Genomic DNA, 16,321 nt, shown 5'->3' on the forward strand with positions numbered 1-16,321 from the left:
ATGCGGCAGGTCAAGTCGCCTGCAAAATTTCAGGAAGGCTTGATGCAACACCGTTCCTGTCACATCGTCCGGCTCCTGTTCGTCATGGTCTTGGGCATAACGCGACAAGGAATAGGGCAATGAACGAGAAGAACTGGCTGGCCGATGAATTCGAAGCGAACCGGGCGCATCTGCGCGCCGCCGCCTACCGCATGCTCGGCTCACGCGCGGAAGCGGATGATGCGGTGCAGGAGGCCTGGCTGCGTCTCACGCGGTCGGACAGAACGGGCGTCGATAACCTGTCCGGCTGGCTGACGACAGTGGTGGCGCGCATATGCCTGGACATGCTGCGCTCGCGCAAGACGCGGCGCGAAGAGCCGCTGGAGCTGCCGGTGCATGGCGCGATCGCCGATATCGGCAGCAATCCGGAGCGTGAAGCAGCTTTTGCCGATTCGGTGGGAATCGCCCTGCTCGTCGTGCTGCAAACTCTTTCGCCCGCTGAGCGCGTCGCCTTCGTGCTGCACGACATGTTCGATCTGCCATTCGAAGACATTGCCGCCGTTATCGGCCGCAGTGCGGCCGCCGCGCGGCAGCTTGCAAGCCGCGCAAGACGCCGGGTGAGCGGGCAGGCGGAAACGCCCGAAGTCGATCTCGCACGCAGGCGAAGCATAGCCGAGGCCTTCCTGAGTGCCTCTCGCAACAGTGATTTGGAGGGCCTGATCGCTGTGCTCGCACCAGAGGCCGTCTTCCGGCCGGATGCCGCCGCCGCCCGGCTTGGCAATGTTGTCCCGCTTCATGGCGCAGAGGCTGTCGCCAAAAGCTTCAAAGGGAAGGCGAGGTCAGCAAAGGTCGCGCTTGTCGACGGTGAAATCGGCGTGGTGGTCTTCATCGAGGGCCAGCTGCGTATTGTGCTGGCACTGGGTTTCGATGGCGACAGGATCTCGACGGTCGACGCGATTGCCGATCCGGATCAACTGCGTGATATCGGCTATTCGATTTTTGAAGGCTGAACGATTGCAAAAGCAAATTTCCGCTGAAAGGCGACCCTGATCAGGCGCCTTTCAGGCATTTCACAAGACGTACAGATATGAGTTCGCGGGGCTGATGGGGTGATGTTCCAGCGCCTCCCGCAGGCACGTCTCTGCATGTTTGCTACAGTAAATTACCTTCCGGGCTAAAGCACTTCGCGAGATAGCAGCACAAGCTATTCATTGAGTGGAGGCGTATGATTCGCGCAGAAGTTGGTGGTCGCTCATGGGCGGTCGTTGCGGCGATGCTGTTGTCGGTGACCACCTTTACATCCGCAGGCGCCCAGAGCCTGAGTTTCGGTCCGACGGGCGGCGGTGGTTCTGGTACCTGGGATAGTGCCACCGTCAATTGGTTCAACGGCTCTGTGGCCGTGCCGTGGGCTAGCGGAGGGACCGCCATATTTGGCGGGACCCCCGGCACTGTGGCCGTAAACGGTACGGTTTCAGTGGGAGGCGTAACTTTCGATTCCAGTGGCTACACGATCACCGGCGGCACGCTAGCCCTGACCGGAGCCACGCCGACGATCACGACGAATGCCGGCGTTTCGGCGACGATCAGTTCCGCGATCTCCGGCTCCGCCACATTGGTGAAATCAGGAGCGGGAGCGCTCACTTTTTCGGGGGCCAAGACTTACACGGGGGCGACTATCGTTGATGCCGGACAGCTGGTTCTGAGGAATCCATCCGGCTTTGTTTCCCCAACCACGGTCAATTCCGGCGCCACGCTGACGTTCACCGGCACCACGAGCGTGACGACCGCCGCCCCCATCACGCTCAACGACGGCGCGACACTGGAACACGTCAATCCATCGGGCTACGTACAGTTGACTGGGGCCGTGACCAGCACCGGCAACACGTCGATAAATGTCAACACCATCGGCACCGGGCGGGGATTCTACCTGGACGGTGGTTTGAAGGGCAGCGGGACGGTCACCATCAACGCCGCCAGTGCGGGCAACGCTGTAATCCTGCGCAACAACAACAGCACTTTCAGCGGCACGCTGGTTGTCAACGGCATCGCCAGTGCCACCGCCGGCGCGGGTAGCGGTCTGGCCCTCGCGGGACTAGCCACGAGCAATGCGCTGATCAATACCAATGTCGTGCTCAACGGCACCATCGAATTGGCCGACCAAGGCATGGGTTCCGGGTTTGGCACAGCCATCTTCAATATGGGATCGCTGTCAGGCAGCGGTATCATGGTCGCCAATCGCAATCCGATCGGCAACTTCGGTGCGACCATTGTGCTGGGAAACACCAACGACAGCGGCCTGTTCAGTGGCAGCATTGTCCGCGGCAGCGGCAGGACCAATGTGGTCGGTGTCACCAAGGTGGGCACCGGCACCCAGATCTTCAGCGGCGCGAACAGCTATACCGGTGTGACGAACGTCAATGCCGGGGTTCTCAACATCAGGAACAGCTCCGCACTGGGCTCGACCGTCGCCGGGACCAATGTGGCGTCAGGAGCCGCATTGCAGATTGAGGGCGGCATAACCGTCGGTGCTGAAGCACTGACCCTCAATGGCACCGGGATTGCAAATGACGGTGCGCTGCGCAACATATCCGGCGTCAATTCCTATGGCGGCCCGATCACCCTGGGCAGCGCCGTGCGCATCAATTCCGATGCGGGCGTGCTGACCCTGGGCACTATCATGGGCCCGGGTCAGAACCTCACGCTCGGTGGTGCTGGAAACGTCAGTGTTACAGGCGTCCTGGGCATTACCAGCGGCACGCTGACCAAGGATGGGAGCGGCACCGCGATCCTGTCGGCGACGAACACCTACACCGGCGCAACGATCATCAACGGCGGCACCTTGCAGGCGGGGGCGGCTGCGGGCGGAAGGGCCTTTGGCACACTTTCGGCGGTGACGCTTGCCGACGTGGCGGGCACCACTCTGAACCTCGATGGCTTCGATCAGACTATCGGCTCGCTCAGCGGCGGCGGCACGACCGGCGGCAACGTGACGCTCGGATCGGGCACCCTGACCACGGGCGGCAATGGCACGAGCACCGCTTTCGGCGGTGTCATCAGCGGCGCCGGCGCGTTTGTCAAGGTCGGATCGGGTACGCAGATACTCACCGGTACCAGCACTTATAGTGGCGGCACGACGATTTCCGACGGCGCGCTGCAACTCGGAAACGGCGGCACCTCCGGCTCCATCATTGGTGATGTCATCAACAGCGGTGCACTGATCTTCGACCGCGCCGACAGCTACACATTCAGCGGCCTGATCTCGGGCAACGGTTCGGTCGACCAGATCGGCGCAGGCACAATGATCCTCACAGGGAGCAACACCTATACGGGACCGACGTCGGTCGCCGCCGGAAGCCTGATCGTCAATGGCGACCAATCCGGCGCGATCGGGCTTACGACGGTGGCAAACGGCGCCACGCTCGGCGGGACGGGCACGATCGGTGGCGACGTCAGCGTGGCGAACGGCGGCATCATCGATCCTGGCAATCCCGGTTCCGTTCCCGGAACGCTCACGATCAACGGCAATCTCGCCCTCAGCAACAGCTCCAACCTGAACTACAATTTCGGGCAGGCGAACGTGGTCGGCGGTGCCTTCAACGATCTCACCAAGGTCGGTGGCGATCTGACGCTCGACGGCACGCTCAACGTGACCCAATCCGCCGGCGGCAGTTTCATGCCAGGCATTTACCGCGTCATCAGCTACGACGGCACGCTCGCCAACAACGGCCTTGCCCTCGGCACCATGCCGACCGGCAACTTCCTTGTTCAGACCTCGGTCGACAAACAGGTCAACCTGGTCAACGCCACAGGCATCACGCTCAATTTCTGGGATGGACCGGGCGGCACTTCCAACGATGGCAGCATTCATGGCGGCGACGGCGTCTGGCGGTTGACCGACAACGATCACTGGACCAACGACACCGGCCTGATCAATGCGCCTTATTCGAACGGTGCCTTCGCCGTGTTCGAGGGCCAGTCCGGAACCGTGTCCGTCGACAACGGCAACGGTCAGATCCAAGCCTCCGGCATGCAGTTTGCGACCGATGGCTATGTCATCGACGGTCAGCCCCTGACGCTGGTCGGTGGTTCATCCATCGTCCGTGTCGGCGACGGCACGCTCGATGGGGCGAACATGACGGCGACCATCGTGTCGGCGCTTGCCGGCTCCTCCACGCTGGTCAAAGCCGATCTCGGCACGCTGGTGCTGTCGGGCCTCAACACCTATACCGGCGGGACGAGTGTCCAGGGCGGCACGCTGCAAGTCTCGGCCGATGCGAACTTCGGTGATGCCGCTGGTGGCATAACCCTCGACGGCGGCACGTTGCACAGCACCAGCTCCTTCGAGAGCAACCGCGGCGTAACCTTGGCGAGCACGGGCACCTTCCTCACCGACGCCGGCACGGTCCTCACCCTCAATGGCAACCTCAATGGCGCAGGCGGCTTCGCCAAGACCGGCACCGGTACGCTGCTGCTCAACGGAACCTCATCTTATGGCGGCGCCACCACCGTCACGGAGGGCACGCTGCAAGCCGGATCGGCAGGAGCATTCAGTCCGTCTTCAGCCTTCTCCGTCGGGGCCGATGGCACGCTCAACCTTGCCGGTTTCGATCAGACGGTTGCGTCGCTGACCAACGCCGGGACGGCGATGATGTCCGGCAGGCCGGGCACGACCCTGACGGTCACCGGCAATTACGAGGGCGCCGGCGGCACGCTTATCCTGAACACGGTCCTGGGCGCAGATGGCTCTGCGACCGACCGACTGGTTGTCGGCGGCAACACCGCGGGCAACACCACCCTGCGTGTCGCCAATGTCGGCGGCGGTGGCGCGCAGACCGTGAACGGCATCAAGGTCGTCGACGTCGGCGGCGCATCCAACGGCACGTTCTCCCTTCAGGGCGATTACGTTTATAAGGGCGATCAGGCCGTCGTCGGCGGCGCCTACGCCTACCGGCTCTACAAGGGCGGCGTCAGCACACCGGCCGATGGTGACTGGTATCTGCGTTCCGCCCTCACTCAGGATCCGAGCACTCCGCTCTATCAACCGGGCGTGCCGCTCTATGAGGCCTATGCCGGTTCGCTGCAGACCTTCAACAGACTCGGTACGCTGCAGCAGCGTGTCGGCAACAGAACTTGGATTGCTGGCGGCGAGGAACGCGCCCGAGAGGATGGCAACGACGACTCCAGCGGCATCTGGGCGCGTTTCGAAGCAGGTCATGCCGACTTCGAACCTGGAACCTCGACCAGTGGCAGCGATTATGATGCCACCACGTGGAGGCTGCAGACCGGCGCCGATGGCCTACTGCACGAGAACGACTTTGGACGTTTGATCGCGGGTGCGTCCTTCCATTACGGCAGGATTTCCTCTGACGTCACATCGGTCTATGGCAATGGCAATATCGATACTACCGGCATCGGACTTGACGGAACGCTGACCTGGTACGGCAATGCCGGCTTCTATGTCGACGCTCAGGCGCAGGTGACATGGTATGGCAGCGATCTTTATTCCACCACCGCGACACGCAGCCTCGTCAACGACAATGACGGCATGGGTTATGCCCTTGGCATCGAAGCCGGTCAGCGCATCGCGCTCGACAGCACCTGGGCGCTGACGCCACAGGCCCAGCTCACCTATTCCTCGGTACGGTTCGACGACTTCACCGATCCTTTCGCCGCCGATGTCGCGCTCGACAGGAGCCGGAGCCTTGTGGGCCGCCTCGGGTTGGCTGTTGAGCGTGAGGTCGAATGGCAGGAAGCGGACGGCAAGACGGCCCGCTCGCATCTATATGGTATTGCCAATCTCTATCACGACTTTGCCGACGGCTCCCGAGCCGAGGTGGCCGGAACGCCGTTCACAAGCGAAAACGATCCATGGCGCGGCGGCGTCGGCCTCGGTGGATCAATCAACTGGTCTGATGACAAATACTCGCTTTATGGCGAGGCGCTGGCGAGCACGAGCCTGCAGAACTTCGGCAACAGCAACAATGTGAGCGGTACCGTCGGTTTTAGGGTGCGGTGGTGAAGACCAACGGCATCCGCGCGAGGCTGTGTTTTCGACTCTTGTCAGGTCCATTGCTTCCTCAAGGCTTGTGAACGATTTGTCTGTACGTTTCTTCCATCTGCAACTGAAAGCTCTCAAATGGGTTCCGTTCGCCAACTCCTCACTTTCGCCCTATCGACCTTTGTCTGCTCATACGCTGTTGCCCAAGAGGTCAGCCTCCCTGGCAATGCGTCATCGTTAAGCGAAACCCACGCCAGTTGGACGGTCCAATGCGTGATTGCGTCAGCAACGGACGGTTCCAAAGCGAAGCAATGTGCCCTCTCGCAGCAACAGATTGAGCAGAAGACCGGGCAGAGGGCGCTTGCGATTGAACTAACCGCCGATAACGGAATCGCTAAAGGAAATCTTGTCCTTCCGTTTGGTCTCGACCTCCAGAAAGGCGTTTCCCTGCAGATTGATGACGGAGCAACGGGGGCAACTCTGCAATTTCGAACCTGTCTTCCGGCAGGATGCCTAGTCGATGTCATGTTTGACGCGAAAATGATAACGTCACTCAAGTCTGGCACCACGCTCAAGGTAAGAGCAACTCCGCTCGGTGCGCGCGAAATTACCTTTTCGATAGCTCTTTCTGGCTTCGCCAGTTCCTATGAGCGTGTCGTGGAGCTTCTTAAGACATAGGGGTAGCATTGCTGCTCGCAGGAAATGCGCCACGGATTGCCGGCTCGTTACGCGTCGCGCTATCCGGCACAGTCAATGCCGTGCCGAATTCTTCGATCATCCCGCCGCCATCGACGGTTGCTCGGTTCTCTTCATCGATGTCTTTGGCGAATAGGCAGACAAGCATTCCCTTCGCCGCCGGCTTCTGATCGCTGCCATGCATATCAGCGTCGGAATCGAGGTGGTCGTCGCAATCGGAGATCGAGGCAGGTGCTTAGTGGTTGCGCCAGCCCATCAGCTTTTCGATGCGCTCCGCCGAGCTGCGCACCTGGGCAGTGTAGTGGCTCTCGTCCGAGAAGGCCTTCTGCTCCGGCAGAACGATGGAAATGGTGGCGACGCACTGGCCCTCACGATCGCAGATCGGCGAGGCGATGCAGGCGACGGCATAATCGGATTCGCCGGCCTGGATCGACAGGCGCGATTCGAAGGCCTTGCCGGCGGATTCAGATAGTGTGACGGGATCGATTTCGGCGCGACCCGTCGGTGAGGAGCGGGCGCAACGCTTGAAAAGTTCGACGCGTTCGTCTTCCTGCAGGTGGCCGACCAGCAGGCGGCCGGACGCCGTCCAGTTGAGGGGGACGCGGGTGCCGACACGCGACGCGACCTGGAAATGGCTGGGCCCATCGGCCATCGCGAGCACCAGCATATAATCACCGTCGCGACCGCAGACCTGAACGGTTTCACCAGCCTGCCGGCAAAGGTCGTGCATTTCATGCGTGGCGACGCTCATGAAGTCGAGCGAGCGGGCATAGGCAAGGCCGTAGTGATAGAGTCGTGATCCGAGCCAGATCGAGCCGTCGGACTGGCGCGTGAGCATGTTCTTTTCGACGAGGTCGTCGACAATGACGTAGACGGTCGAAAGCGGTGCCTTCACAGCCTTGGCGATGGCATAGACGCCAGCCGGCGAACCCGTCTCGTAAAGATGGTCGATCACCTGCAGCGCGCGGTCGATCCCGCTGACGCGGGCACGACGCGTGCTTTTGGTGCTGGTTTCTTCAGCCGCGCCTTCATCTTCGGAGTAGATTGCGGGTGATGTCTTTCCGTCCAAATCAACGTACCTCTGCTATCATGCGAACCTGTTACATTACTATGGCATAGATGCTTGAGAAGCAAATCGCAAAATCTTCGGATGCCAAAATCGCTGGCCGGTCACCGCAGGGCCACTTATCGACGCGAAAAATTCATAGCATAACCAGGGCTGGACTGAGGAAAATTCGAGAAGTTGATGCCGATTGTCGAAGGTGGCACAGGCACCAGATCAGCTCCGGACCAACAAGCCGCAGCACGCGTTTTGTTCCATCGGGGCAGATACCGGCTGATTGGTGCAGGCTATGTCTTCGGCCAGCGTTACGATCTGCTGTGGCAAGCCGGCGGCCCTCGCTGGCGGCGAGCCTCGATGATCACGGGGCTGACAGGGACGTCTTAAGAACTTGCCTTTTCGGGAAGGTATATCGCAAGGGCTGCCGCCTGTTGATAGCGGCAGCCCGTCTGGGGCAGGGCTTAACCCCAGTGCCGATCGGACCTTGTGAGGCCAGCGGTCAAGTCAGCCGAAGCAGGGCATCGCCGGCAGATTGGCGCGGCTGGCAAAGGACCCGATCATCTCGCTCGCCGTGGAGGGACGCGGCTCGCGTTTATGGGCGGCCGTCTCAAGGAGTTGCTTGAAATCGTCAAGTTTCACGCCATCGGCGCGCAGCACCATGGCAATCAGCGGATCGCGAAGGGCTTCGGAAATGGTCAAATCTTCTCTGGTTTTTCTCATGGTACTGTCCTCCTTTCGTGGGCGGTCGCCCGTGTTCCACTCCTCGTGCCAAGTGCTCCTAGCATTGACTTCGGCGAAGAGTGGTGTTACCGGTAAGTAACAATACATTTGTTACCGATCGGTCACATCGATGTCAAGGACTTGGTCCGCGAAAAAATCAGAAACATTGACTGAAATCTCCGCAGCCGCTTCAGATGATCGAATCCCCCCGCGGGAGCGTATTGTCTCGACGGCTTCGGAGCTCTTCCGCGAGCGCGGCATTCGCGGCATCGGCGTCGATGCCATCGCGGATGCAGCTGCTACCAACAAGATGACGCTCTACCGTCATTTTGGCTCCAAGGATGAGCTCGTGTGCGAAACTTTGCGCCGAGCCTCCGAAAAGGCTGAGAAAATCTGGCGAGACCTCGAACTCGCCCATCCTGGCGATGCGCGCGGCCAGCTTCTTGCCTGGGTGGAAAACCGGGCGCACTGTCTGGCCGGCGAGCCCGCAGGTTGCGATCTCGCCAATGCCGCCATCGAACTGAAAGGCGAAGGCCATCCGGCGCACGAACTGATCGAGCGCCATAAGACCATGCAGCGCAACCGGCTCGCGGCTCTTTGCGTGGCCGCCGGTGCGCGTGAGCCCGAACTTCTTGCCGACACGCTGACGCTGCTGCTCGAAGGCGCACGTGTCACCCGCCAGGCCATGGCGGATGGGGGCTGTTCCTGCCATTTCGAGAAAGCCTGCAGCGTGGCGATTTCGGCCTTTGGCTAACTTCGCCTAGTAGGGAACCTTCGCGTTGCGTGGCCGTTTCTGCTGATCTGGAGCGATCTGGAGGCAGAGATGAATTACGCTTATCTCCGGCGCGTATATGCCAGACGTGCAGAGCTTGAAGCGAAGCTCGAACTTCATGACGCACGTTACTGCTTTGGCGAAGAGGAAGTGGACGACGGCACGAAAACAGACTTGAATCAGCGCATCGAGGAAATCTCCAAAGAGATTGCGGCGCTGGAGCGTTCACCCGGCTAGTTGTTGCCGGCGCTTAAAATCGAAATTGTCCGTTCGTCGAATTTTCCATGGTAGAAATGATCGATCACCTTGTGAAAAGGCGAGCCGTGGTCGCTGACCGCGGCAAACAGCGTCATCGATGAACGCAGCTTCAGATCATCAGGGGAGCCCATGATATCGTGAGCGCTGCGGTCAATGACCGAGAGGATTGCCTCGACGCAGCGCAAGAGGCGGCTGCCGAGGATCGGGTCGGAGAGATAGGCCGAAGCTTCCTCTGCGGAGCGGATCGCGTACTTCTCTGCCATAGAGGACGTCCCGAGGCCGGCAATTTGGGGGAAGACGAACCACATCCAGTGTGACCGCTTGCGGCCGGCTTTCAGCTCTGAAAGAGCCTGTTCGTATATGCCGTTCTGCGCTTCGATGAAGCGATGGAGGTCGTAATCTACGTCACCGGCCATGGCTCTTTCCCTTTTTTATGCTTCGAATGCACGTCAGACGAAAGATTCCATGCCCGGCGAAAATCGCTGGCTCTTAGCAGACCTTGTCTGCGTAGGGGCTCGTTTCACGGCAATGGCCGTACCGCTGATGATGCGGCACCAGGCTATCACCCGGAGATGCTGGCTCTTCTATGGCCGAGGTTGTCATCGGATCGGTCGCTGATGTCTGGGCCGACGGTGCTGTGAAGCCTACAAAGCTCAGCAATACGAGGGCACCCACGACCACGATCCGCTCCAGGACCGACAGCTTCTGTGCGCTGACGTGGTCGGCGTAGTCGCGTTCAGCTTCGCCGTAGCTCACGTCCTCCTTCACATGCTGGTGCACCATATCCTGGTGGCCAGAGGTCCAAGTTTCAGATTGTGTCATTTCGAGTCTCCTGCAGTGCACGGGATGCGACTTGGGAAGGCAAGCTAATGGATCGCCTGTTCGCTTCCTGCGTGCAGCACCGCATGTGTGTCTTAATTGCGGTAAATTGAAGAGGGCTAAATCAAACTCAGTGTTCACAAAATCGTACTAATCGTCGTGAAAAGCCGCGCAAGGGCTGGTCCGGCGAAATGATAGGCGGTAAATCCTCTGTGATTTCCACAGGACTCTCCCCATGGCCCCTTCTTTCGGTGCGATGTCGATCGCTCAGCTTTCCCTCCTCATCCAGGGCGGCAAGGCCGATCCGGTTGATGTTGCAGAAGCGATCTTCGATGGGATCGGGCAATATGCGGACAAGGCGGTTTTCACGGTATTGTTGCGCGAGCGGGCGATGCAGGAGGCTCGTGCGTCCTCGAAACGTATCCGTGATGGCCGCTCGCTCGGTGCCCTCGACGGTATTCCGATCGCATGGAAAGATCTTTTCGATATCGAGGGCTTGGCAACCACCGCCGGCTCGATAGTTCTGGCCGACAACACACCGGCAAGTCAGGATGCAGCGATCGTCGCCACGCTGAAGAATGCCGGCTTGGTGGGCGTCGGCCGCACCAATATGAGCGAGTTCGCTTTCTCCGGCCTCGGCATCAACCCGCATTATGGCACGCCGGAAAATCCCCACAGCAAGGATGAGCCGCGTATTCCCGGCGGATCTTCGTCCGGCGCCGGTGTGGCCGTCGCCGCCGGCCTGGTGCCGGTCGCCATGGGTACGGATACGGGAGGCTCGGTACGCATTCCAGCAGCCCTCAATGGCATTGTCGGCTACAAGGCGACGCGCGGGCGTTATGCCATGGAGGGCGTCTACCCGCTGGCGACCAGCCTCGACTCGCTCGGCCCTCTCTGCCGTTCCGTGCAGGACGCTGTCTGGATCGATGCCGCCATGCGCGGGCTGACGGCGCCGACAGTCACCCGGCAGTCGCTGAAGGGCGTTGAGATCGTCATTCCCGGGAATATCGTGTTTGATGGCCTAGGTTCGGGCGTAGCCGAAGCCTTTGAAGGCGGCGTGGAACGGCTGCGCGCTGCCGGCGCGCATATCAGTCCGATCCATATTCCAGCCTTTGAAGAAATCCTGGCGCTGCTGGCAAAACACGGCGCTCTCGTCACTGCCGAGGCCTTTGCTCTCCATCGCGAACGGCTGGCAGGGCCAGAGGCGATGCGGATGGATCATCGGGTGGTCTTGCGCACGCGACTCGGCGAGAAAACCAGTATGTCGGACTATATAGCCCTCCTTGCCGGGCGCACGCGACTGATTGCCGAAGTCGAGCAGCTTGTCGGCAACCGCTTCATCGCCTTTCCTTCTGTTGCCCATGTGGCGCCGCCGATTGCAGCACTCGAGCGCGACGACGAGCTTTTCTTCGCCACGAACGTCAAGACGTTGCGCAATACCATGTTCGGTAATTTCCTGGACTGGTGCGGCGTTTCCATTCCCTGCGGCAGGGGCGAAGCGGATATGCCGGTCGGATTCCTTCTGTCGGCATCGGCAAATCACGACGACGAACTGCTTGCCGTTTGCCTCGCAGCGGAAGCCGTCATTCGTGGAGACCGGATCTAGGCGATTGCGGCTTGATGCAGGGCGCTATTCTTGCCAAACTCCTCCCGAGGAAACGGGAGGAGATGAAAGGTGCAGGCTTTGCAGAACGGGCCGTTTGCGGTTTCCACATGGTCGCTTCACCGGATGCTGGGTGCGACCTATCCCCACAGTCCCGATCCGCAAAAAAGCGCTGCACGACAGGAGCCTTATGGGCGGGGCACAGTAAGCCTGCTCGAAGTGCCGCGCATGCTTGCCGAGCGCGGGCTTGGCCGGCTTGAGGTCTGCTCGTTCCATCTGCCGAGCCTCGACGCTTCCTATCTCGCCGAATTTCGCGATGCGCTGAAGGCCTCCAATATCCTCTTCCAGACCCTGCTCGTCGAAGATGGCGATCCCAGCAATCCGGAGACGGCGGAGCGTGACATCGGCTGGATTGCCGGCTGGATCGATATCGCAAAGGCACTCGGCGCCGAGCGCATTCGCGTTATTGCTGGCAAGCAGCAGCCGAATGAGGAGAACCTTGCGCGTTCCGCACGGCATCTGAAATGGCTTGCCGGGCAGGCAGAGGGAAGCGGCGTGCGCGTTATGACCGAAAACTGGTTCGCTCTTCTGCCTTCGCCAAAGGAAATGAACTGGTTGCTCGACGAACTCGACGGCAAGATCGGCCTCAATGGCGACCTCGGAAATTGGGCGGCACCTGCGAAATATGAGGGGCTGGCGAATATCATGCGCCGCGCCGAAATCTGCCATGCCAAGGCCGAATACAACGCCTCCGGGCTTGATGCCGCAGACTACCGCCATTGCCTGGAAATGTGCGAAAAGGCAGGCTACGCCGGACCCTACACACTGATCTACGACTCACCGTTCTTTACGGATGAGTGGGATGGGATCCTGTTGCAGAAACGCTTCATCGAGGAATTCCTTGAGGGTGCACCGGCGCGCCGGACTGCCTAAGCCCGCTCCAGCCTGCTCTTCTCCCGCTTGCGCCAGTCCTTCGGCGTCTCGCCCGCATGCTTGAGAAAAAAACGGGAGAAATAGGCCGGGTCGGCAAAGCCCAGCCGATAGCTGATCTCCTGGACGCTTGCTAGCGTGAAGACGAGTTCGCGCCTGGCTTCGTCAACCAGTTTGCCAGCAATCAGGTCGTGCGCGGTCTTTCCGGTCATCGAGCGGACTATACGGTTGAGATGGGTCGGTGAAATGCCGATTTCCTTGGCGTAGAATGAAGCCGGCCTGTGCGAGCGGAAATGCTGCTGGATAAGACCGGTCAATCGCTCCATTCGTCGTTCGTTTTCATCGGCAGGGAACTGGCTGACATCTTCCTGGTAGGAGATTCTCGCTGTCAGCCGCAGTGCTAGAGCGACATAGGAGGCGAGAAGCTCGCTGCGACCACTCCTGCTGTTGCAGTATTCCTCTCCAAGCCGCTTCAGGCTCTGCACGAGATAGGCCGCGTCGGGATCTTCGGGATCGAGCGCTGTGAGATGCGGCATGGCAAGCCATTCGCCGAGTCTGCTGCGGTCTCCGGGAAGATGGCTGAGATTTGCACTCAGCATCGTGATGACCAAGCCATCGATATCTTTCGAAAAGCGGAAGCCGTGGTCGAGCCCGGGAGGGACAGTCACAACCGCCGGCGGCTGGATGGCGTAGGTTCGATCTCCGAAAATTGCATCGCCCGTGCCGGCATCGATGTATAATATCTGAAAGAAACTCGTGTGCCGATGCAGCTTTATTTCCCAATGGTGCAGGCTGCTCCGTGAGGGGATGGTTTCGCAGTGCAGCCAGAAATCGGGTCCTTTGCCCGATGTCTCGCCGTAGAGCTCATAAGTCGGCACATGTCTCGTCATGGGTTTCCTCCCGTTCCCATGTTCGCTTTGTGCAATTTTTCGGTGGGAAAGTCCATTGCCGCATAGGAGGTGGCAGGTCAGAGTTTAGCAAAAGACAAATTGCGGGGAGGAAGCAATTGCGCACCCAAATCGCCATCATCGGCTCGGGGCCATCAGGTCTGCTGCTCGGTCAGCTGCTGACGGGTGCGGGCATCGACAATGTCATCCTCGATCGTGTCGGCAAGGATTATATCCTCGGACGCGTTCGCGCCGGCGTTCTGGAAGAAGGTACGGTCCGCCTGCTGGAAGAGGCGAAGTCGGCTGGGCGCCTGCACGCCGAAGGCTTGCCGCATGATGGCTTTTCGCTGGCTTTCGACGGGCGCGATCATCGCATCGATCTCCACGGCCTGACCGGCGGCAAACGCGTGACCGTCTATGGCCAGACTGAGGTGACGCGTGATCTTATGGTCGCGCGGGAGGCAAGCGGCCGGCTCACGATCTATGACGCCGCCAATGTGACGCCACACGACTTCAATGGTGCGCCCTATGTGACCTATGAGAGGGACGGCGTCGCCCACCGCATCGACTGCGATTTCATCGCCGGTTGCGACGGCTTCCACGGCGCAAGCCGCAGGGCGGTTCCGGAAAAGGCAATCAGAACCTTTGAAAAGGTCTATCCTTTCGGCTGGCTTGGCCTGCTTGCCGATGTCGCGCCTGTCAATCACGAGCTCATCTATGCCAACCATCCGCGTGGGTTTGCACTCTGTTCCATGCGCTCCGCGACCCGCAGCCGCTACTACATCCAGTGTTCGCTCGATGAAAAGGTTGAGGACTGGAGCGACGATCGTTTCTGGGACGAATTGCGCCGCCGCTTGCCGGCCCATCACGCTGAAGCGCTGAAGACTGCGCCCTCTTTCGAAAAGTCGATCGCGCCGCTCCGCTCCTTCGTGGCCGAGCCAATGCGTTTCGGCCGGCTTTTCCTTGTCGGCGATGCCGCCCATATCGTGCCGCCAACCGGCGCCAAGGGTCTGAACCTTGCCGCAAGCGACGTTCATTATCTTTTCGAAGGCTTGAGCGAGTTCTACTGCGATCGTTCGAGCGCCAGCATCGATGCCTATTCGCAGAAGGCGCTTGCCCGCGTCTGGAAGGCCGTGCGCTTCTCCTGGTGGATGACGACGATGATGCATCGTTTTCCGGATACCGGTGATTTCGATCAGAAGATCCAGGAGGCGGAACTCGACTATCTCACCCATTCCCGCGCCGCCTCGACGGCGCTTGCGGAAAACTACGTCGGATTGCCGTTCTGACGGAATGATTTAAGACCGGTGCAACGCCATGGAGGGCGGCACCTTTGATACAGGGAGGAACTTAAATCGTGAAAAAACTCGTTATGGCCGCAGTCGCGGCGCTATTCCTCGGCGGAACTGCCTATGCCGATACGATCAAGGTCGGCGTAATCGGGCCGTTTGCTTTGCAGGGCAAGAACTTCAAGGCCGGTATCGATGCCTATATGGCGCTGAACGGCAACAAGGTCGGCAATGACACGGTCGAAATCGTTTATCGCGACGTGCCGCAAGCCGATCCAGCCCAATCCAAGGCGCTGGCGCAGGAACTGATCGTCAAGGAAAAGGTTCAGTATCTCGCCGGCTTCTATTTCACGCCCGACGCCATGGCAGTGACGCCGATCCTCAAGCAGGGCAATGTGCCGATGGTGATCATGAACGCCGCGACCTCGGCGATCGTCACCAAGAGCCCGCTCGTCGTGCGCACCTCCTTCACCACCTGGCAGACCTCGACGCCGATCGCCAAGGTCGCATTCGATTCCGGCGTCAGGAAGGTAATCTCCGTCGTCAGCGATTACGGCCCGGGTATCGATGCCGAAAACGCCTTCAAGGCCGGCTTCGAAAAGGCCGGGGGCCAGGTGGTCGAGGCGATCCGTATGCCGCTTGCGACCAACGACTTCAGCCCGATCATGCAGCGCATCAAGGATTCTGGCGCACAGGGCGTATTCGCCTTCCTGCCCTCGGGTCCGACGACACTCGGCTTCGTCAAGGCGTACAATGAAAACGGCCTGAAGGCTGCCGGCATCAAGTTCTTTGCGCCTGGCGACCTGACGCAGGAATCCGACCTGCCGGCGCTCGGCGATGCAGCGCTGGGTATTCAGACGACCTTCCACTATGCCGTTTCGCATGACTCTCCGGAAAACAAGGCATTCGTCGATGCGGCCACCAAGGCGATCGGCAACAAGGCAGAACTGTCGTTCCCGGCCGTGAGCGCCTACGACGGCATGTACGTCATCTACAAGATGATTGAGGCGACCGGTGGCAAACAGGATGCGCAGAAGGCCGTCGATGCGGTGAAGGGTCTCTCCTGGACGAGCCCGCGCGGCCCGGTTTCCATCGATCCGGAGAGCCGTCATATCACGCAGAACATCTACCTGCGCGAAGTCGCCAAAGCCGATGACGGGACCTACATCAACAAGGAGGTCCAGACCTTTGAAAAGCAGGGCGACCCGGGCCTTGCCGCTGCAAAGTAAGGACCATCGACTTCGAAAGGGACATACGACGGACCCGGCGGCATCTGCCGCCGGCTTCCGACGGGGTCCACCGCATCAAAG

General features: G+C 60.3%; 15 protein-coding genes. 9 read left to right on the forward strand and 6 right to left on the reverse strand.

What is annotated here, in order from left to right; all coding sequences use genetic code 11:
- The first annotated feature begins 119 nt into the window (after nucleotides 1-119).
- The 3 genes from FHX08_RS22500 to FHX08_RS22510 all read left to right on the forward strand — a co-directional run bounded on the left by FHX08_RS22500 (nucleotide 120) and on the right by FHX08_RS22510 (nucleotide 6,655).
- Nucleotides 120-989, forward strand: coding sequence for a sigma-70 family RNA polymerase sigma factor (locus tag FHX08_RS22500; RefSeq protein ID WP_132656788.1), 870 nt, complete (start codon nucleotides 120-122; stop codon nucleotides 987-989).
- A gap of 215 nt (nucleotides 990-1,204) precedes the next feature.
- A complete protein-coding gene (locus tag FHX08_RS22505) occupies nucleotides 1,205-5,998 on the forward strand; it encodes an autotransporter outer membrane beta-barrel domain-containing protein (RefSeq protein ID WP_132656789.1) in 4,794 nt (1,597 codons plus the stop codon).
- Nucleotides 5,999-6,115: 117 nt separating this feature from the next.
- On the forward strand, nucleotides 6,116-6,655 hold the full coding sequence (locus FHX08_RS22510; RefSeq protein WP_132656790.1) for an invasion associated locus B family protein: 540 nt from the start codon (nucleotides 6,116-6,118) through the stop codon (nucleotides 6,653-6,655).
- On the opposite strand, the gene FHX08_RS22515 is transcribed toward FHX08_RS22510, so the two are convergent.
- The 3 genes from FHX08_RS22515 to FHX08_RS22525 all read right to left on the reverse strand — a co-directional run bounded on the left by FHX08_RS22515 (nucleotide 6,645) and on the right by FHX08_RS22525 (nucleotide 8,453).
- Complete coding sequence (locus FHX08_RS22515) at nucleotides 6,645-6,821, reverse strand: hypothetical protein (RefSeq protein ID WP_184327646.1); 177 nt, start codon at nucleotides 6,819-6,821, stop codon at nucleotides 6,645-6,647. The two genes, FHX08_RS22510 and FHX08_RS22515, sit on opposite strands and share 11 nt — an antisense overlap.
- Nucleotides 6,822-6,908: 87 nt before the next feature.
- Entirely contained in the window at nucleotides 6,909-7,742 is an 834-nt protein-coding gene (locus FHX08_RS22520) for an IclR family transcriptional regulator (protein ID WP_132656792.1), read from the reverse strand.
- A gap of 495 nt (nucleotides 7,743-8,237) precedes the next feature.
- On the reverse strand, nucleotides 8,238-8,453 hold the full coding sequence (locus tag FHX08_RS22525) for a hypothetical protein (RefSeq protein WP_132656793.1): 216 nt from the start codon (nucleotides 8,451-8,453) through the stop codon (nucleotides 8,238-8,240).
- Nucleotides 8,454-8,583: 130 nt separating this feature from the next.
- Between FHX08_RS22525 and FHX08_RS22530 the strand changes: the two genes are divergently transcribed.
- Nucleotides 8,584-9,207 carry a TetR/AcrR family transcriptional regulator gene (locus FHX08_RS22530; RefSeq protein ID WP_132656794.1) on the forward strand — a complete coding sequence of 208 codons (624 nt, stop codon included), beginning with the start codon at nucleotides 8,584-8,586 and terminating at the stop codon, nucleotides 9,205-9,207.
- Between the two features lie 69 nt (nucleotides 9,208-9,276).
- Nucleotides 9,277-9,462: a hypothetical protein gene (locus FHX08_RS22535; RefSeq protein WP_184327647.1), complete on the forward strand. Its 186-nt coding sequence runs from the start codon at nucleotides 9,277-9,279 to the stop codon at nucleotides 9,460-9,462.
- Here the strand turns inward: FHX08_RS22535 and FHX08_RS22540 are convergent.
- Together FHX08_RS22540 and FHX08_RS22545 are read right to left on the reverse strand one after the other, a co-directional pair.
- Complete coding sequence (locus FHX08_RS22540; RefSeq protein ID WP_132656796.1) at nucleotides 9,459-9,899, reverse strand: DUF1810 domain-containing protein; 441 nt, start codon at nucleotides 9,897-9,899, stop codon at nucleotides 9,459-9,461. The two genes, FHX08_RS22535 and FHX08_RS22540, sit on opposite strands and share 4 nt — an antisense overlap.
- Before the next feature lie 73 nt (nucleotides 9,900-9,972).
- The gene (locus FHX08_RS22545) at nucleotides 9,973-10,266 is read right to left on the reverse strand and encodes a hypothetical protein (RefSeq protein ID WP_132656856.1); all 294 of its coding nucleotides are present in this window, start codon (nucleotides 10,264-10,266) and stop codon (nucleotides 9,973-9,975) included.
- A gap of 271 nt (nucleotides 10,267-10,537) precedes the next feature.
- Between FHX08_RS22545 and FHX08_RS22550 the strand changes: the two genes are divergently transcribed.
- The gene (locus FHX08_RS22550; protein WP_132656797.1) at nucleotides 10,538-11,908 is read left to right on the forward strand and encodes an amidase; all 1,371 of its coding nucleotides are present in this window, start codon (nucleotides 10,538-10,540) and stop codon (nucleotides 11,906-11,908) included.
- A gap of 69 nt (nucleotides 11,909-11,977) precedes the next feature.
- Nucleotides 11,978-12,838: a TIM barrel protein gene (locus tag FHX08_RS22555; RefSeq protein WP_184327648.1), complete on the forward strand. Its 861-nt coding sequence runs from the start codon at nucleotides 11,978-11,980 to the stop codon at nucleotides 12,836-12,838.
- Here FHX08_RS22555 and FHX08_RS22560 read toward each other — a convergent pair.
- Nucleotides 12,835-13,725, reverse strand: a complete 891-nt coding sequence (locus FHX08_RS22560) for a helix-turn-helix domain-containing protein (protein ID WP_132656799.1) — start codon at nucleotides 13,723-13,725, stop codon at nucleotides 12,835-12,837. The genes FHX08_RS22555 and FHX08_RS22560 overlap by 4 nt on opposite strands.
- Before the next feature lie 116 nt (nucleotides 13,726-13,841).
- Here FHX08_RS22560 and pobA point away from each other — a divergent pair, with 116 nt between their 5' ends.
- Both pobA and FHX08_RS22570 read left to right on the forward strand, forming a co-directional pair.
- On the forward strand, nucleotides 13,842-15,011 hold the full coding sequence (gene pobA, locus FHX08_RS22565; RefSeq protein ID WP_132656800.1) for a 4-hydroxybenzoate 3-monooxygenase: 1,170 nt from the start codon (nucleotides 13,842-13,844) through the stop codon (nucleotides 15,009-15,011).
- 68 nt (nucleotides 15,012-15,079) lie between these two features.
- Nucleotides 15,080-16,240 (forward strand): ABC transporter substrate-binding protein, encoded by a 1,161-nt coding sequence (locus tag FHX08_RS22570; RefSeq protein WP_184327649.1) that lies wholly within the window; start codon nucleotides 15,080-15,082, stop codon nucleotides 16,238-16,240.
- Nucleotides 16,241-16,321: the final 81 nt, after the last annotated feature.

Origin of the sequence: Rhizobium sp. BK529, assembly GCF_014194105.1 — a bacterium.
GTDB lineage: Bacteria > Pseudomonadota > Alphaproteobacteria > Rhizobiales > Rhizobiaceae > Rhizobium.

What these genes read in the sequence shown, in the direction of transcription:
- FHX08_RS22500 (WP_132656788.1), top strand. Translation starts at nt 120, where the DNA reads ATGAACGAGAAGAACTGGCTGGCCGATGAATTCGAAGCGAACCGGGCG.
- FHX08_RS22505 (WP_132656789.1), top strand. Translation starts at nt 1,205, where the DNA reads ATGATTCGCGCAGAAGTTGGTGGTCGCTCATGGGCGGTCGTTGCGGCG.
- FHX08_RS22510 (WP_132656790.1), top strand. Translation starts at nt 6,116, where the DNA reads ATGGGTTCCGTTCGCCAACTCCTCACTTTCGCCCTATCGACCTTTGTC.
- FHX08_RS22515 (WP_184327646.1), bottom strand. Translation starts at nt 6,821, where the DNA reads ATGCTTGTCTGCCTATTCGCCAAAGACATCGATGAAGAGAACCGAGCA.
- FHX08_RS22525 (WP_132656793.1), bottom strand. Translation starts at nt 8,453, where the DNA reads ATGAGAAAAACCAGAGAAGATTTGACCATTTCCGAAGCCCTTCGCGAT.
- FHX08_RS22530 (WP_132656794.1), top strand. Translation starts at nt 8,584, where the DNA reads ATGTCAAGGACTTGGTCCGCGAAAAAATCAGAAACATTGACTGAAATC.
- FHX08_RS22535 (WP_184327647.1), top strand. Translation starts at nt 9,277, where the DNA reads ATGAATTACGCTTATCTCCGGCGCGTATATGCCAGACGTGCAGAGCTT.
- FHX08_RS22540 (WP_132656796.1), bottom strand. Translation starts at nt 9,899, where the DNA reads ATGGCCGGTGACGTAGATTACGACCTCCATCGCTTCATCGAAGCGCAG.
- FHX08_RS22545 (WP_132656856.1), bottom strand. Translation starts at nt 10,266, where the DNA reads ATGGTGCACCAGCATGTGAAGGAGGACGTGAGCTACGGCGAAGCTGAA.
- FHX08_RS22550 (WP_132656797.1), top strand. Translation starts at nt 10,538, where the DNA reads ATGGCCCCTTCTTTCGGTGCGATGTCGATCGCTCAGCTTTCCCTCCTC.
- FHX08_RS22560 (WP_132656799.1), bottom strand. Translation starts at nt 13,725, where the DNA reads ATGACGAGACATGTGCCGACTTATGAGCTCTACGGCGAGACATCGGGC.